Consider the following 14,366-nt stretch of genomic DNA (forward strand, 5'->3'; position numbering starts at 1 on the left):
GTACGATTGATGTATGTATCTCCCGCCGGAGTGGCCGCCCGAGGTCCGTCCACCCAGCGTTCCCGATTGGGAGACCTCTGCCGTGGCCTGGCTGCTCGACGCCGTGCCCCCCGACTACAGGGCCTACGAAGTCTTGAAACGCCATCCAATTGCCCTGGCCAGGATGGCCGTTCACCACGTGAACGCGGCAGTCGAAGCCGCCAGGGCGGGATACCGAAGCGCCGCGGTGGATCTCAAGGGGCATCTCCCTCCACATGCCGTCGAGGCGGTGCTCGACGTCTATCGTGAGGAGGGGCCTCGTCTGGTCCGCCTGGCTCGCTCCGTCGCCGTCGTCGAGCAAGCCTTGCGCGGCGACATGTTCACGGCCACCATGCGCAACTTTCGATGACGTAGCGACCGGATCTCCTCGCACAGTTTCCGCTCTCGGTCGGGCACGCCGACTCGGGTCCGCTTGGGTCATCCGCTGGGCTGCCGGTCCGGAGACTCCCTCTCCCTTGAATCGGCCGCCTACGGCGTCACCCACCGCCCTTGGCGATGTAGTCGGCCGGGTCGTACTGCAGACGAAGCCGCCGGATCCTGCCGTCGGAGACCCTGAAGAATTCCGCGATCCTGACGACCCCCTTCGGCATGTGAGCGTCGTACACGGTGGCCGTGCCGTCGGCGTCGTGGACCTCCTGGATCAGGTCGATCTCGGCGACGTTGGCGATGAAGCCTTTGACGCCTTCCTTGAAGGGGGCGGCCCCGGTCACACGGCCGGCGATGGGCCCTTCGAAGTCGAGGTCGTCGGCCAGGAGGGGCAGCAGGTCCCGGCCGTCCCCGTAGTTCTCGATCCCGCTCGTGAGCACCTGGTAGTACGCCTGGATCACGGGTGGCGCGTTGTCGCCGACCACGGTCATGTCGATCTCCCTTGGCATCGGCCTCATCGGACAGGTAGAGAAATTAAACCATTCGATTGAGAATGGCAACCATGCTGAGTAAGCTGGCGTCATGCGCTCGTACCACCAGTACTGTTCGATGGCGCGCGCCCTGGACTTGGTCGGCGACCGCTGGACGTTGCTGATCGTCCGGGAGCTGCTGACCCAAGGCCCCTGCCGGTTCTCCGACCTGCGACGTGGGCTGCCCGGCATCGCCAGCAACCTGCTCGCGGAGCGCCTGCGGGAGATGGAGTCGGCCGCGCTGATCGCCCGGCACGACGAGCCGCCCCCGATCGCCGCCACACTGATCAGCCTCACCGACCGGGGCCAGGACCTCAGTGGCGTCGTCCGAGAGCTGACCCGCTGGGGCGCGCCCTTGATGCTCGACCCGCCGGAGGGCGACGCGTTCCGGATGCACTGGTTCTCGCTGCCGCTGCGTCACCTGTGCCGCGACGGCGCACCCGATGAGCCGGGCATCACCGTACGCCTGGGCGACCTGCACGACGGCTGCGACATCATCGCCGAACACGGCCAGGTCGATGTGCGCCCGTGCTCGACCGAGCGCCGGCCCGACGCCACGATCACCGCGCCTCCCGAGGTGCTGGTCGCGCTCTTCACCGGACAGCTGACCATACGGGCGGCCACAGCCGAAGGACTGGTCGTGGACGGCTCCACCGCCGCGCTCCAACGCGTTCTCCCCGGAAGAGGGTCACATGACTGACAGGCCGGAAGCACTCAACCTCGACCTCCTCGATCGGGTCGCCGATGATTTCGAGGACGAACCCGACGTCGTCATGGGGACGATGTTCCGCAGCCCCGGGCTTCGGGCCGGCGGCAAGATCTTCGCCTTCCTGGGGCAGGAGGGGCAGCTCATCGTGAAACTCCCGAGCGATCGAGCCGGCGAGTTCGTCGACGCGGGAACCGCCGAGAAAGTCGTCATGGGCAAGCGGACCATGCGCGAGTGGATCGCGATTCCGGCCCAGGACGACCGCGCGGCCACACTCGCCCTGTGGCGCGGCGCCGCGCAAGAAGCCCACCGATACGTCGACGCCCTGCGACGATCAGGCTGACCGGTCTCGACCTCGCCGGGGTCAGCGGGTGCGGCGGGCAATGAAGGTGATCACGCCTATGGCCGTCAAGGCCGCCGCGAGCCAGATCAGGATGTCCTTGACCGTCAACCCCGTCATGACCGCCTCCGCGGCCTGAGGCTCCGGCGTGCTCGCCGCCCTGGCCGGACTCGCGGTGGGTGTGGGGGTGGCCGTCGGCTGGGCGCGGGAAGGGATCGGGACGCGGTACACCGGGCTCTGCGGCCCCTCCGTGCCCGTGAGCAGCGCCGTGCCGTCAAGGGTGTAGGCGATCGACTCGGCCTGCTTCAGGTCCGGCATCGTCACCTTGGCGATCGTCTTGCCGGACGGCTCGTAGAGGGTGGCGGAGAAGTACGTGCGGATGACGTACGAGGAGCCGTCGGGCGCGTAGGCGGCGTCCGTGGCCATGATGGGGGCACCGGCGACCTTGCGCAGGATGTTCACCCGGTCCGTGCGCAGCTTCTTGGGGGCGGCGTAGACGGCTCCCGCGAACTCCTTGGACACCACGTAAAGCCGGCCGGTCCTCGGGTTGATCATCATGCCTTCGGCGTTGCGCCCGCCGTCCGCGTACCGGAAGCGGTAGCGGGTGGCGGGCAGCGTCGCGTCGCCGAGCGTGCGCGGCTCCATCACCTTGTAGATGGAGATGTCCGGCCACGCCCCGTCCAGGTTGTCGCCGATGTCGGCGAACCAGAGCACCCCCCGCCCGGTCGCCGGGTCCTTGGTCGCGGCCATGGCCTCCCAGTCCCTGGCCTCCGCGCCCCGCACCCGGTAGGTCGCCCGCGTCCGCCCGCTGCCGTCCACCGCGTAGAAGGTCGGGGCGGCGGCGCTGTCGTTGTGGGTGTAGTAGACGCCGTCGTGCGTCGGCGACACGGCGAGCCCGCTGGACTCCGTGATCCCCGGGTCCTTGAAGGTGAAGAGCTTCTCCGTCCCGTCGTCCGCCGCATACGCGGGAACGGCGGTGAGACAGCAGGTCGCCGCCACGGCGGCGAGCACCCGGATCACGACATCCCCCATCCCGACATCATGCCTCACGCACCGCCGTCCCAATCCGGCCGACGCCCCGGCCGGCGGGCCGGGGCGTCAGGCGATCCGGGTCATACGGCGTCAGACCGCGCAGGTGGTGTTTTGACCGGGGACCTTGCCCTCCAGCAGGTACGCGTCCACCGTCTTCATCACGCACCCGTTGCCGCTCAGGTACGCGCCATGGCCCTCGCCCTCGTAGGTGACCAGGACGCCGGTCTTGAGCTGCTCGGTCAGCTCGGTGGCCCACTCGTACGGCGTCGCGGGGTCCCCCTTGCCGCCGACCACCACGATGGGCGCCGAGCCCGTGGCGTCGATGCGCTTGGCCGCGTCGTCCCCCCGCACCGGCCAGTGGGCGCACACGCCGCTCGACGACTCGGTCTCCAGGATCGGGAAGATCTTCCCGATCTTCTCGTTGATCTGGGCGGTCTCGGCCGCGCTGGGCCGTTCGGCGGTGTCGGCGCAGTTGATGGCCTGCAGGCTCGTCATGGCCGTCGAGTACGTCCCGTCGGGCTTGCGGCCGGTGTAGGAGTCGGCCAGGGTGAGCAGCGCGGTGCCGTTGCCCTTGATGGCGGCCGCGACGGCCTGCTCCAGCATCGGCCAGGTGGCCTTGGCGTACAGCGGCGTGATGACGGCCAGCTGGGCCAACCCGTACGTGAGCTCGCGGTTCCCCACCTTGAGCGGCTTGTCCTTCAGCCCGTCCAGCAGCTTCTCGACCGTCTTCTCGACGGCGGCCGGGTCGGCGCCCAGCTCGCAGCTCTGCGCCACGCAGTCCTTGGCGAACGCCTCGAAGGCGCGGTCGAAGCCGGTCGCCTGGGTGACCGCCCGCTCCTCGAACGTGACAGTGGGGTCGAAGGCGGCGTCGAGGACGAAGCGGCCGACGTTCTGGGGGAAGTGGGTGGCGTACACGGCGCCGAGGTGGGTGCCGTACGACAGGCCGAAGTAGTTGAGCTTCTCGTCCCCGAGCGCGGCCCTGAGCAGGTCGAGGTCCTTGGCGGCGTTGACGGTGCCGACGTACGGGAGGACCTTGCCGGAGTCCTTCTGGCAGGCGGCGGCGAACTCCGCGGCCAGCTTGTCGGCGTCGGCGTCGGACTCGGCCTCGAGCAGCTTGTCGACCTGACCGCCGCACTTGACGCCGGCGCTGCGCTCGACGCCGCGCGGGTCGAAGCTGACCAGGTCGTAGCGGCCGCCCAGGTTGCCGAACGCCCTGGCGGCCAGCGCCAGCGTGTCCACGCCCGAGGCGCCGGGGCCGCCGAAGTTGAACACGAGCGAGCCGAGGCGGTCGCCGCCGGCCTTCACCCGGATCAGGGCAAGATCGATCTTGTCGCCGTCGGGCTTGGCGTGGTCAAGCGGCACCTGGATCTTGCCGCACTCGACGCCGGAGGCGGGGGTGGTCGGCCGACCGTCGGCGCCGGTCAGGTCCGTGCACTGGCTCCACGCGACCGTGCCCGCGCCCGTACCGGTGGTCTTGGTCGCCGGAGGCGTGGTGGCCGCGGGCTTCTCCGCGGTGCCGCAGCCGGCGAGGACCGCCGCGCCCAGAAGGAATGTCACTATGGGCTTCTTCATGCTGACAAGCATGGTGTGTGCGGGATATGCCGATGTAGTGGGAGGTAACACTACTTGGGGGTGACTTCGGGGAATCGCCGGACATGACGAATGTCAATTGTCCCGGGGACGGCGCACCAGCCACATGCCGAGGAAGCCGAAGCCGACCCCGGTCGCGCACGTCCAGATCCACCACGTGTTCTCGGGGGCGGGCCGGAAGATCAGCAGGACGACCAGGGCGACGGCCCACAGGGCAGTGCCCACGCCGACGGCGGCCACGTCATTGGTCTTGATCGGCTCAGGGTCGGGATGCCACTGCTTCTCCACGTATGCAGCCTACCGACAAGAAACCTGCTTCATCGGGCTTGCAATCGGGTCTCGATCTCATCACCGACTCTTTTCGCAGTTCACCACGACTGTCACTCTTCGCGTCGTGAGCGACACACGTACCGCAATAGATCGTTTTTTCGCAATCTCCGCACGAGGGTCGACATTCTCCCGTGAGATCCGCGGCGGCCTGGCCACGTTCTTCACCATGGCGTACATCGTGGTGCTGAACCCCCTCATCATCGCCAACGGCAAAGACGTGACCGGTCAGTACATCGGGGACGGCTCGACGCCCCCCTTGGCGCTGGTCGCCGCAGGGACGGCGTTCGTGGCGGGTGTCATGACGATCCTCATGGGCGTCATCGGCAAGGTGCCCTTCGCCATGGCGGCCGGACTGGGCCTCAACGCCTTCGTCACCTTCAACATCGCCACGGTCATGACCTGGGAAGAGGCCATGGGCCTGGTCTTCCTCGAAGGAATCATCATCGCCGTGCTCGTGCTGACCGGGCTGAGGACGGCCGTCTTCCACGCCATCCCAGCCCAGCTGAAGACCGCCATCAGCGTGGGCATCGGGCTGTTCATCGCGCTGATCGGGTTCGTGGACGCGGGCTTCGTGCGCCGGGCCGAGGGCACGCCGCTGCAGATGGGCATCGCCGGTCAGCTCACCTCGTGGCCGATCCTCGTGTTCGTCGTCGGGCTGCTGGCCACGGCGGCGATGGTGGTGCGCAGGGTCAAGGGCGGCATCCTCATCGGCATCGTGGGCACCACCATTCTCGCGATCATCGTCGAGGCGATCGTCAGGGCGGGCGGCTTCACTCCGGAGAACCCCGGGGGCTGGCAGCTGAACCGGCCCACCGTCCCGGAGCGGATCTTCGGCTTCGACAACCCGCTCACGCTCTTCACCGAGTTCGACCCGTTCGGCGGCTTCGTCCGGGTCGGCGTGCTGCTGGCCGGGCTGCTGGTGTTCACGCTGCTGATCACGGACTTCTTCGACACCATGGGCACCATCGTGGGCGTCGGCCGGCAGGCGGACCTGGTCCAGGCGGACGGGACGCTGCCGCGTACCAGGGAGATCCTGCTCGTCGACTCGATCGGCGCGGCGGCGGGCGGCGCCGGCTCGGTCTCGTCGAACACCACCTACATCGAGTCGGCCGCCGGCGTCGGCGAGGGCGCTCGCACTGGCCTCGCCAGCGTGGTCACGGGGCTCCTGTTCCTGGTGGCGATCTTCTTCACGCCGCTCGTCGAGGTCGTGCCGTACGAGGCCGCCGCGCCCGCGCTGGTCCTGGTGGGCTTCCTCATGATGACCGCGGTCCGCGACATCGACTGGAACGACTACGAGATCGCCATCCCGGCGTTCCTGACCATCGTGATCATGCCGTTCACGTACTCGATCTCGAACGGCATCGGCGCCGGCTTCATCACGTACGTGCTGATCAAGGTCGTCCGGGGCAAGGCACGGCAGGTCCACCCGCTGCTGTGGGCCGTCGCCATCCTCTTCGTCCTCTACTTCGCGATCGGCCCGATCCGGACGCTGTTCGGAGTCTGAGCCCCACGCACCGAAGCCCTCGCGGGGGGCACGCCCCCCGCGAGGCCCCCAAAAGCTTCGGAAGAGGCGTTCTCCCGTCGCGGGAGCAAGCTCCCCGCGCAGGTGGGCCGGCTTCGGGGTATCAAGAGGTGAGATGGATTCACATTGGGAAATATCTTGCCATGCCGTATAGTTAGCAAAGGTAATGACTCATGCTAACCAACACCCAGCACAAGATGGACCTGCGCAGCGACGCAGGCCTGGCTTCAGCCCTGCGCGTGTCACTGGCAAGGCTGACCAGGCGCCTCCGACGACAGGCGGCGGCGCACTCGCTGACGCCCACACAGTTCGCGACGCTCGCCGCGGTGGAACGGCATTCCGGGATAACCCCCGGCGAATTGGCCGAGCTCGAGAAGGTGCAGCCGCCCTCGATGACCCGCGTGATCGCGGGGCTCGAGGAACGCGGCCTGGTCGCCCGCACCCCGCACCCGACCGACCGGCGCCAGGTGACCGTGACCGTGACCGAGGCCGCCGAGAAGCTGCTGAAGGAGGAGCGGCGCCGCAAGGAGGCGTGGCTGACGCAGCGACTGAAGGAGCTCTCGCCGGAGGAGCGGTCGATCCTGAGGCAGGCCGCCCCGATTCTGGAGAAGCTCAGCAAGATATAGAGCCCGAGCAACCCAAGACCGGGATGTTCCGGTCGCTCAAGATTCGCAACTACCGCATGTTCGCCGCCGGCGGCACCGTCTCCAACGTCGGCACCTGGCTGCAGCGCACCGCCCAGGACTGGCTGGTGCTCGACCTCACCCACGGCAGCGCGGCGGCGCTGGGCACGGCGACCGCGTTGCAGTTCCTGCCGATGCTGCTGTTCGGGATGTTCGGCGGCGTGCTCGCCGACCGCTACCCCAAGCGCCCGATCCTCATCGCGGCCCAGTCGCTGATGGCCGTGCTGGCGCTCAGCATCGGCGTGCTCACGATGACCGGGACCGCCCAGGTGTGGCACGTCTATGTGATGGCGTTCCTGCTCGGCCTGATCTCCTGCGTGGAGGTGCCGACCCGGCAGGCGTTCGTGGTCGAGATGGTCGGCCGCCGCGACCTGCCCAACGCGATCGCGCTGAACAGCTCCATCTTCAACCTCGCCCGCGTGGTCGGCCCGGCGATCGCCGGCGTGCTGATCTACCTGCTCGGCGGCACGGGGCCGCTCTTCCTGATCAACGCGCTCACGTTCGGCGGCGTCATCTCGAGCCTGATCTTCATGAGGAAGTCCGAGCTCAACCCGGCCGAGCCGGTGCCGCGGGCGAAGGGGCAGCTCAGGGAGGGCCTGAAGTACGTCATCCGGCACGAGGAGCTGCTCATGCCGGTGCTGCTCATCGGGTTCGTGTCGATGTTCTCGCAGGCGTTCTCGATGTCGATCGCGCTCATGGCCCGCGAGGTGTTCCAGGCCGGGGCGTCCTCGTTCGGGCTGGCTTCCAGCATGTTCGCGGTGGGCGCGCTGGGCGGGGCGCTGCTGGCGGCGCGCCGGGCCAGGCCGACGAAGAAGGTGCTGTTCGCGGGGGCGCTCGGGTTCGGGCTGTTCCAGATCCTCACCGGGCTCGCCCCGTTCTACCCGCTCTACCTGGCGCTGCTGGTCCCGACCGGGATCGCGTTGATCACCATCAACACGGCCGCCAACGCCGGCGTCCAGCTCGCCACGTCCCCCGAGATGCGGGGGCGGGTCATGGGGATCTACATGTTGGTGTTCACCGGCGGCGCTCCGCTCGGCGCGTCCCTGGTCGGATGGCTGTCCGAGCTGGGCGGGCCGCGCATGGGCGTGATCCTGTCCGGCGTGCTGGTGCTGGCCGGCACCGGGCTGGCGGTCCTCCTGACGAGGCTGATCGGCCGCCGCGTCGCGCGCCGGCCCGCGCTCGCCATGGCGTGACAATGGAGGCATGAGGCTCTTCGCGGCCCTGGTGCCGCCCGACAAGGTGCTGGACGAGATCTCGCGCGCGATCGCGCCGTACGTCGGGCATGTGCCGGGGCTGCGCTGGCCCGGCCGGGCCACCTGGCACATCACGCTGGGCTTCTTCGGCGAGGTGCCTGAGGAGGTGCTGCCCGAGCTGGAGGTGCGCCTGGCCCGCGCCGTGCACCGCCACACCGCGCTCGACCTCGCCTTCGAGGGCTTCGGCGCGTTCTCCTCCGCACGCCGCGCCAGGGTCTTCTGGATCGGCGTCACCGGCGACTCCATGACCAGGCTGGCCGACTCGGTCAGGGCGGGCGCCCGCCGCGCCGGAGCCACGCAGACCGACGACAAGCGCTTCCACCCGCACCTCACGCTGGCCCGCGCCAAGGTCGAGACGGACCTCCGCCCGCTGGTGGAGTCGCTGTCCGGGTTCAGCGGCTCCCCGTGGCGGGCGGAGCGGGTCCGTCTCGTCCGCAGTTATCCGGGGCCCCAGATGAGGTACGAGTCACTCGCCGAATGGGCGCTCGCACCCGCCGACGGCGGCTAGGCTCCACGACGTGGATCGTCCTCGTCCGTGGCTGCTGCCGATCGTGCTCGGCCTGCTCCTGCTGATCGTCGTCGTCGGCGCCCTGCTCGCGTGATCTACCACGCGTAGTCCTCGGGGGCCGTCTTGTGGCCGGGGAAGATCTCGTCGATGCGGGCCAGCGTGGCGTCGTCCAGCTCGATCTCCAGGGTCCGCATGCTGCCCTCGAGCTGCTCCAGCGTGCGCGGGCCGATGATCGGCGCGGTGACCGCCCGCTGCTTGAGCAGCCAGGCCAGGGCCACGTACGCCGGGTCCTCGCCCAGCTCGTCGCAGAGCTTCTCGTACTGTTCGATCTTGTCGCGGTGCTTCTCGAGCTGCTTGACCATGTGGTCGGCCGCCGAGCGACCCTTGTCGATCTTGCGGAGCACGCCGCCGAGCAGGCCGCCGGCCAGCGGACTCCACGGGATCACGCCGAGGCCGTAGTCCTCGCACGCGGGCAGCACCTCCAGCTCGACCGCGCGGGTGAGCAGGTTGTAGTGGGACTGCTCGCTGACCAGGCCCATGAAGTTGCGCCGCGCCGCCGACTCCTGCGCCTTGGCGATGTGCCAGCCGGCGAAGTTGGACGAGCCCACGTAGATGATCTTGCCCTGCTGGCGCAGGACCTCCATGGCCTCCCAGAACTCGTCGAAGGGGGTGTCCCTGTCGATGTGGTGCGCCTGGTAGATGTCGATGTAGTCGGTCTGCAGCCGCTTCAGCGAGGCGTCACAGGCCTTGCGGATGTGGAGCGCGGACAGCTTCCGGTCGTTGGGCCAGTCGCTCATCGGGCCGTTGAGCTTGGTCGCGATGACGGTCTTCTCCCGGCGTCCGCCGCCCTGGGCGAACCACCGGCCGATGATCTGCTCGGTGATGCCCTCGCCCAGCTTCCAGCCGTAGACGTCGGCGGTGTCGAAGAAGTTGATGCCCAGCTCCAGGGCCCTGTCCATGATCGCGAAGGAGTCTTCCTCCGAGGTCTGCGGGCCGAAGTTCATGGTGCCGAGGCAGAGCGGGCTCACCTGCAGGCCACTGCGTCCGAGGTTGACGTATTCCATGACTTCAACCCTAGAGACCTGGAGCGCACTCCAGGCCATACGCCAATTTCATGGGCTCGGGCAAGGCCGGGCCTGCGATCGCTCTGCCGCGGGGCCTTGCCCCGGGCCGTTCGTCGCCTCGCGCCGGGAGAATCCCGCGGCGGCCGTACCGATCGTGCGGGCCCCGCCGGCTGAGCCCCGCCGCTCCGGCTGACCATGGCGGGGCCGCCTCCTCCTGATCAGAAACCGGGAAGCGACGGCCTCGCGAGTTCGCATGGGCACGGCCTGCAGCAGGTCTTCCGCCTGCGGGCCGTCGTCGGTGAGCAGGTACGCGGTACGCATCAGCGCCTGCTGGCGCCCGCGGACGAACTCCCTGAAGCCCTCGTATGGGTCCATGCTTCTCCTTCCACCCGCTGACAACGCGAGAGAAGGCGGCGGTGTCGGAAGCAGGACCCAGACGGGCGGTCAGGACAGGTCGGCCTCCGCCAGCAGGAGCGGCACCGACTCGGGGTCGCGGAGCAGGGCGGCCACCGCGAGCCGGTCGTTCCACTGCCCGGTGGCCCAGGCCAGGCCGCGCGCCAGCCCGTCCACCCCCGTGCAGTGGACGGCGCCCTCGAAGTAGCGCCACGCGCACTCCACACCGTCGACCAGCAGCTTCTCGTGCGCCACATAGGTCTCGGGCGCCGTCGGGAGCAGGGAGCGCACCTCGGCGGGCACCTGCCGCACCTCGCCCTGCGAGGTGACCTCCCCCGCCGTCAGCTCTCCGGCCAGCGGCAGGTCGAGCAGCTCCGACAGCGACTCGGCCAGGTCGTAGGGCGCCAGCACGAGCGGCCGCTCCGCGACGAGCTGCAGCAGGTCGGGCGCCTCCACGACCACGACGTCCTCGGCCGGGGCGACCACGATGGCCCCGAGGAGCACCGCCCTCACCCGGGACGGCGGCGCAACGCGCGAGGGGTCCACGGCGGCCAGGGCCACCCACAGGGCGCGCAGCTGGGCCCGGTCGACCTCGATCGCCTCGTCGGCCATCAGGTCCAGGAGCTCCTCAGGGCCGCCGTGGGAGGCCAGCAGCTCGGCCAGGGTGGTGCGCACGCCCAGCATCGACAGCGCGCCCTCGTCGAGCCCTGTGGGCGCGTCGGCGTAGAGGCCTTGGAGCAGCGGGTCGGCCCCGTGGAGGCGCAGCTCCAGCGGCTTGCGCCCGCCGAGCACCGGATGGTTGGCCAGCCACCACGCCGTATAGGAGGGCACCTCCACGCCCTCGACGCGCAGCGGGTGGAGCGCGGAGCGCAGCGGCGGCCTGGTGAGCAGCTCCAGGGCGGCCGGCCAGTCGGCCACCAGCTCCAGGTCGCGCACCGCCGTGAACTCGGGGACCAGCGGCGGCACGTCCAGCTCTGGCAGCAGGTCGAGCACGTGGTCGAGCCAGTCGTCCTCACCGTCGAGGTCGTGGTCGCACTCGTCGTGGTCGAGCAGCACGTCGGCGTCGTGCACCACCGCGAACCCGTCGAGCACGCCGGCCGCGGCCAGCACCCGCGCGCCGTACGTCTCCTCCAGCTCCGCCGCGGCCACCCCGAGGTGCGTGTCGGGCTCCAGCACGCCGGCCAGCGCCCCGTCGGCCAACATGAGCTCGCCGGCCGGGTAGAGCTCGCCGTCGGTGCCGGGCAGGGCCAGCTCGGCCAGCCACGGCGCCTCGCCGGGCACCAGCCCGGCGGCCTCCACCAGGGACAGCACGGCCCGCGCCACCGGCTCGGGGTCGGGGCTGTCGAGCGACTGCGCGACGGCGGCCTTGGTCAGCGGGTCATCGAGGACGGTCCGGGGTGTGGCCTCGGCGGCACCCAGCCTGAGCAGCGTGGGGTGGGCGGCCTCCGGGTGGACGATGCGCAGGCCGAGCGGCGTCAGGTCGAGCTCGGCCCCGCCGTCGGTGAGGATGAGGGTGCCGCGCGGGCCGCGTACGAGCCGGCCGTCGGTCAGCGGCACCGGCAGGGCGCCGAGCGACTCGGGGTCGTCGGCGGGCAGCACCTCGTACAGCGAACGCCACCACGACGGCTCGCGTCCCTCGACGACCTCGCCCGACAGCAGGTCGACCACGTCGGACAGCTCCACCCTGCGCACGCCCAGGGACGCCATGGCGGGATGCCGGGGCGGCCACCCGGCAGGCAGCAGCCCGGGCACGAAGTCGGCGACCGTCTCCAGTAGCTCCGCCGACCCGGCGGACAGCACGGCCGCCTCGCGGCCCGCGACCACCCATCCGCCGGCCTCCGGCTCCGGCGCCGGGTGCTCGACCCGCCACTCGGCGTCCGGCTCGTAGACCTCGGCGTCGGCGAACGACGGCGTCTGCACCGTGGGCGCGGGCGGGGACAAAGCGGGCAGCAGGGGTGTGCCGGGCAGCCGGTCGAGCACGGCCCGGCGGATGCGGGCGTCGAGCTCGCCCTTGCCCATGAGCGAGGGCACCAGGTCGAGCAGCCTGGACGTGCGCGGCAGCTCCCGCAGGAGCTTGACGTAGGCGTCGGCGGCCCGCTCGACGAGGAAGTCGGCCAGCGGCCCCTTGGCGACATGCCGCCGGTCGGTGGCCATCGGGAACGACGCGATCAGTAGCGCCGGCAGGTCGAGCGGCTCGTCGCTGGGCGTGGGCGCGTGCACGACGGGCGGCACCGTGCCGGGCAGCGGCCCCGGCTCGCCGGTGCCGGTCACGGGCACGGCCCAGCGCAGCGACCAGTAGGGGCGGGCGCGCTCCTCGGTGGGCCGGTCGGCGAACAGCTTGCCCACCTCGTCAGGGGTGAACTCGCCCGACTCCGACACCACGTGCCAGCCGTCGGCGGCGACCTTGCGTACGGACCCGTCGAGCTCGATCTCGATGACCTCGAGCGCGGGCATGCCGAGCAGCAGCGCGGGGCTGGTCTCCTCGAGCATGCGCCGGACCGCCGCGACGGTGTCCTGGTCGCGCAGCGGCAGGCGGACGAGCGTGTCGAACCCTTCGGGAATGTCCACCATGGGCGGCTCGTCGAACGGCAGCCTGAGCAGCGGGACGTGCCCGGACCTGTCGGCCAGCTCGCCCGCCAGCGCGGGGATCTCGGCGACCAGGGCGGCGGTCTCCGTACGCGACCAGCGCACGGCGCCGCTGCCGCGCGAGCCGATGGACGGCGCGTCGGTGACCGAGACCACCGCCGCGAACCCGACCCCGAACCGGCCCGCCGCGCCCGCCTCGTCCCGCTTGCCGGAGGCCCGCAGCGTGGACAGGCTCTGCACGCCGGTGGCGTCGAGCGGGGCGCCGGTGTTGGCGGCCGTGAGCACGTCGCCCCGCAGCGTCAGCCGCAGCACCCCCGGCACGCCCGCCCGCAGCGCCGCGTCGGCGGCGTTCTGGGCGAGCTCGACGATCAGCCGGTCGCGGTAGCCGCCGAGCGCGAAGTCCTCCTCGGCGTTGGCGTCCTCGCGGAACCTGGCGGGCGAGGCCGTCCACGCGGCGAGGACGGCGGCGCGCATCCGGTCACAGCCAAAGGTGTCGCTCATCGATCACGATCCAGTGTTGAGGGTACGGGGGCCACGGTAGGTTAGCGGCCCCCTGCGACACCCACGATCAGGAATGGCCGAGCTCCTCGGAGGCGGACTCGTCGACCGAGCCGGCCGCCTCCTCCTCCATGAGGTCGTAGCCCAGGTCGTCGAGGATCGGGATGGCCTGCTCCACGGGCGGCGGCAGGACCGCGGCCTCGGAATGGGCGCCGCAGCCGTGATCGGCGGCCACCACCTTGCCGTCGTCGGGGGCGTATTCGTTAGCGCAGACCCCGAACATGTGCTTCAGTCCACCCGCGAGCGGCCAATAAAAGCCGCAGGTGGAGCACTGCGCGGGAGCGGCGTGTGCGATCGGCGTGTGCGGCCCGTGCTCGCCCGAGTGCCAGCGTCTGGCTGCCCGGTCCTTGCCGATGGCCGAGAGCACACGGGCTCGGCCCAGGCCGTACTCGAAAAGCGCCTGATGGTCGACGTCGTCGTCGGTCTCTGTGAAACCCGGCTCGAGCCGGTCGTCGTCCTCCGGGGTGGGCAGCAGATCGCCGACGCCGAGGTCGCCGGGGCGCAGGCGCTCGCTCCACGGCAGCCATTCGGGCGCCAGCAGCGCGCCGGAGCCCGGCAGCAGGACGGCCTCGCTGACCGTGACCTTCTTGGCCCGCGAGGCGCGCGTGACCGTGACGGCCCAGCGCCAGCCGCGGTAGGCCTTGTCGAGGCAGGCGAAGTAGTGGGTGACGATCCGGTCGCCCTCGCTCTCGTAGCCCAGGTGCTCGCCGGGCTCGCCCGGCCGCGCGAGCTCCTCGGCCGCGGCACGCGCCAGATCGACCGCGGCGACACAGGCCTGGTCGGGAGCGGGGACGCGGGCCCTGGTGCGGCTCATCGGACCGCCTCCGCCGAAAGGTGCTGTTCGCTCACACTTCATTCTCACCCAT

15 protein-coding genes are annotated in these 14,366 nt (G+C 70.5%); 7 read left to right on the forward strand and 8 right to left on the reverse strand.

The window, feature by feature from the left end; all coding sequences use genetic code 11:
- The first annotated feature begins 82 nt into the window (after positions 1-82).
- On the forward strand, positions 83-388 hold the full coding sequence (locus tag ID574_RS40525; RefSeq protein ID WP_336245601.1) for a hypothetical protein: 306 nt from the start codon (positions 83-85) through the stop codon (positions 386-388).
- 127 nt (positions 389-515) lie between these two features.
- Here the strand turns inward: ID574_RS40525 and ID574_RS40530 are convergent, their stop codons facing one another.
- On the reverse strand, positions 516-896 hold the full coding sequence (locus tag ID574_RS40530; protein ID WP_188194322.1) for a nuclear transport factor 2 family protein: 381 nt from the start codon (positions 894-896) through the stop codon (positions 516-518).
- 91 nt (positions 897-987) lie between these two features.
- Here ID574_RS40530 and ID574_RS40535 point away from each other — a divergent pair, with 91 nt between their 5' ends.
- Both ID574_RS40535 and ID574_RS40540 read left to right on the forward strand, forming a co-directional pair.
- Entirely contained in the window at positions 988-1,635 is a 648-nt protein-coding gene (locus tag ID574_RS40535; protein WP_188194323.1) for a winged helix-turn-helix transcriptional regulator, read from the forward strand.
- A complete protein-coding gene (locus tag ID574_RS40540; protein ID WP_188194324.1) occupies positions 1,628-1,984 on the forward strand; it encodes a hypothetical protein in 357 nt (118 codons plus the stop codon). The genes ID574_RS40535 and ID574_RS40540 overlap by 8 nt, the downstream gene beginning before the upstream one ends.
- A gap of 21 nt (positions 1,985-2,005) precedes the next feature.
- Here ID574_RS40540 and ID574_RS40545 read toward each other — a convergent pair whose 3' ends face one another.
- The 3 genes from ID574_RS40545 to ID574_RS40555 all read right to left on the reverse strand — a co-directional run bounded on the left by ID574_RS40545 (position 2,006) and on the right by ID574_RS40555 (position 4,891).
- The gene (locus ID574_RS40545; protein WP_188194325.1) at positions 2,006-3,013 is read right to left on the reverse strand and encodes a hypothetical protein; all 1,008 of its coding nucleotides are present in this window, start codon (positions 3,011-3,013) and stop codon (positions 2,006-2,008) included.
- A gap of 90 nt (positions 3,014-3,103) precedes the next feature.
- The gene (locus ID574_RS40550; protein ID WP_223167579.1) at positions 3,104-4,570 is read right to left on the reverse strand and encodes an alpha/beta fold hydrolase; all 1,467 of its coding nucleotides are present in this window, start codon (positions 4,568-4,570) and stop codon (positions 3,104-3,106) included.
- Between the two features lie 108 nt (positions 4,571-4,678).
- Positions 4,679-4,891: a DUF2530 domain-containing protein gene (locus tag ID574_RS40555; protein WP_188194327.1), complete on the reverse strand. Its 213-nt coding sequence runs from the start codon at positions 4,889-4,891 to the stop codon at positions 4,679-4,681.
- A 106-nt stretch (positions 4,892-4,997) separates the two neighbouring features.
- On the opposite strand from ID574_RS40555, the gene ID574_RS40560 reads away from it, so the two are divergent.
- From ID574_RS40560 to thpR, 4 genes are all read left to right on the forward strand, one after another.
- A complete protein-coding gene (locus tag ID574_RS40560) occupies positions 4,998-6,437 on the forward strand; it encodes an NCS2 family permease (RefSeq protein ID WP_188194328.1) in 1,440 nt (479 codons plus the stop codon).
- 191 nt (positions 6,438-6,628) lie between these two features.
- A complete protein-coding gene (locus tag ID574_RS40565; protein ID WP_188194329.1) occupies positions 6,629-7,081 on the forward strand; it encodes a MarR family winged helix-turn-helix transcriptional regulator in 453 nt (150 codons plus the stop codon).
- 23 nt (positions 7,082-7,104) lie between these two features.
- Positions 7,105-8,331, forward strand: coding sequence for an MFS transporter (locus ID574_RS40570; protein ID WP_188194330.1), 1,227 nt, complete (start codon positions 7,105-7,107; stop codon positions 8,329-8,331).
- 10 nt (positions 8,332-8,341) lie between these two features.
- Complete coding sequence (gene thpR, locus ID574_RS40575) at positions 8,342-8,899, forward strand: RNA 2',3'-cyclic phosphodiesterase (protein ID WP_188194331.1); 558 nt, start codon at positions 8,342-8,344, stop codon at positions 8,897-8,899.
- Positions 8,900-8,994: 95 nt separating this feature from the next.
- Here thpR and ID574_RS40580 read toward each other — a convergent pair whose 3' ends face one another.
- The 4 genes from ID574_RS40580 to ID574_RS40595 form a co-directional block, all read right to left on the reverse strand.
- A complete protein-coding gene (locus tag ID574_RS40580; RefSeq protein ID WP_188194332.1) occupies positions 8,995-9,963 on the reverse strand; it encodes an aldo/keto reductase in 969 nt (322 codons plus the stop codon).
- Positions 9,964-10,011: 48 nt separating this feature from the next.
- Positions 10,012-10,338: a SigE family RNA polymerase sigma factor gene (locus ID574_RS40585; RefSeq protein ID WP_188194333.1), complete on the reverse strand. Its 327-nt coding sequence runs from the start codon at positions 10,336-10,338 to the stop codon at positions 10,012-10,014.
- 69 nt (positions 10,339-10,407) lie between these two features.
- Positions 10,408-13,443: a sacsin N-terminal ATP-binding-like domain-containing protein gene (locus tag ID574_RS40590; RefSeq protein ID WP_188194334.1), complete on the reverse strand. Its 3,036-nt coding sequence runs from the start codon at positions 13,441-13,443 to the stop codon at positions 10,408-10,410.
- A gap of 67 nt (positions 13,444-13,510) precedes the next feature.
- Positions 13,511-14,314, reverse strand: coding sequence for a DUF3027 domain-containing protein (locus tag ID574_RS40595; RefSeq protein WP_188194335.1), 804 nt, complete (start codon positions 14,312-14,314; stop codon positions 13,511-13,513).
- Between the last annotated feature and the right edge of the window lie 52 nt (positions 14,315-14,366).

Source organism: Nonomuraea sp. SYSU D8015 (assembly GCF_008065375.1).
In the GTDB taxonomy this organism is placed as follows: Bacteria; Actinomycetota; Actinomycetes; order Streptosporangiales; family Streptosporangiaceae; genus Nonomuraea.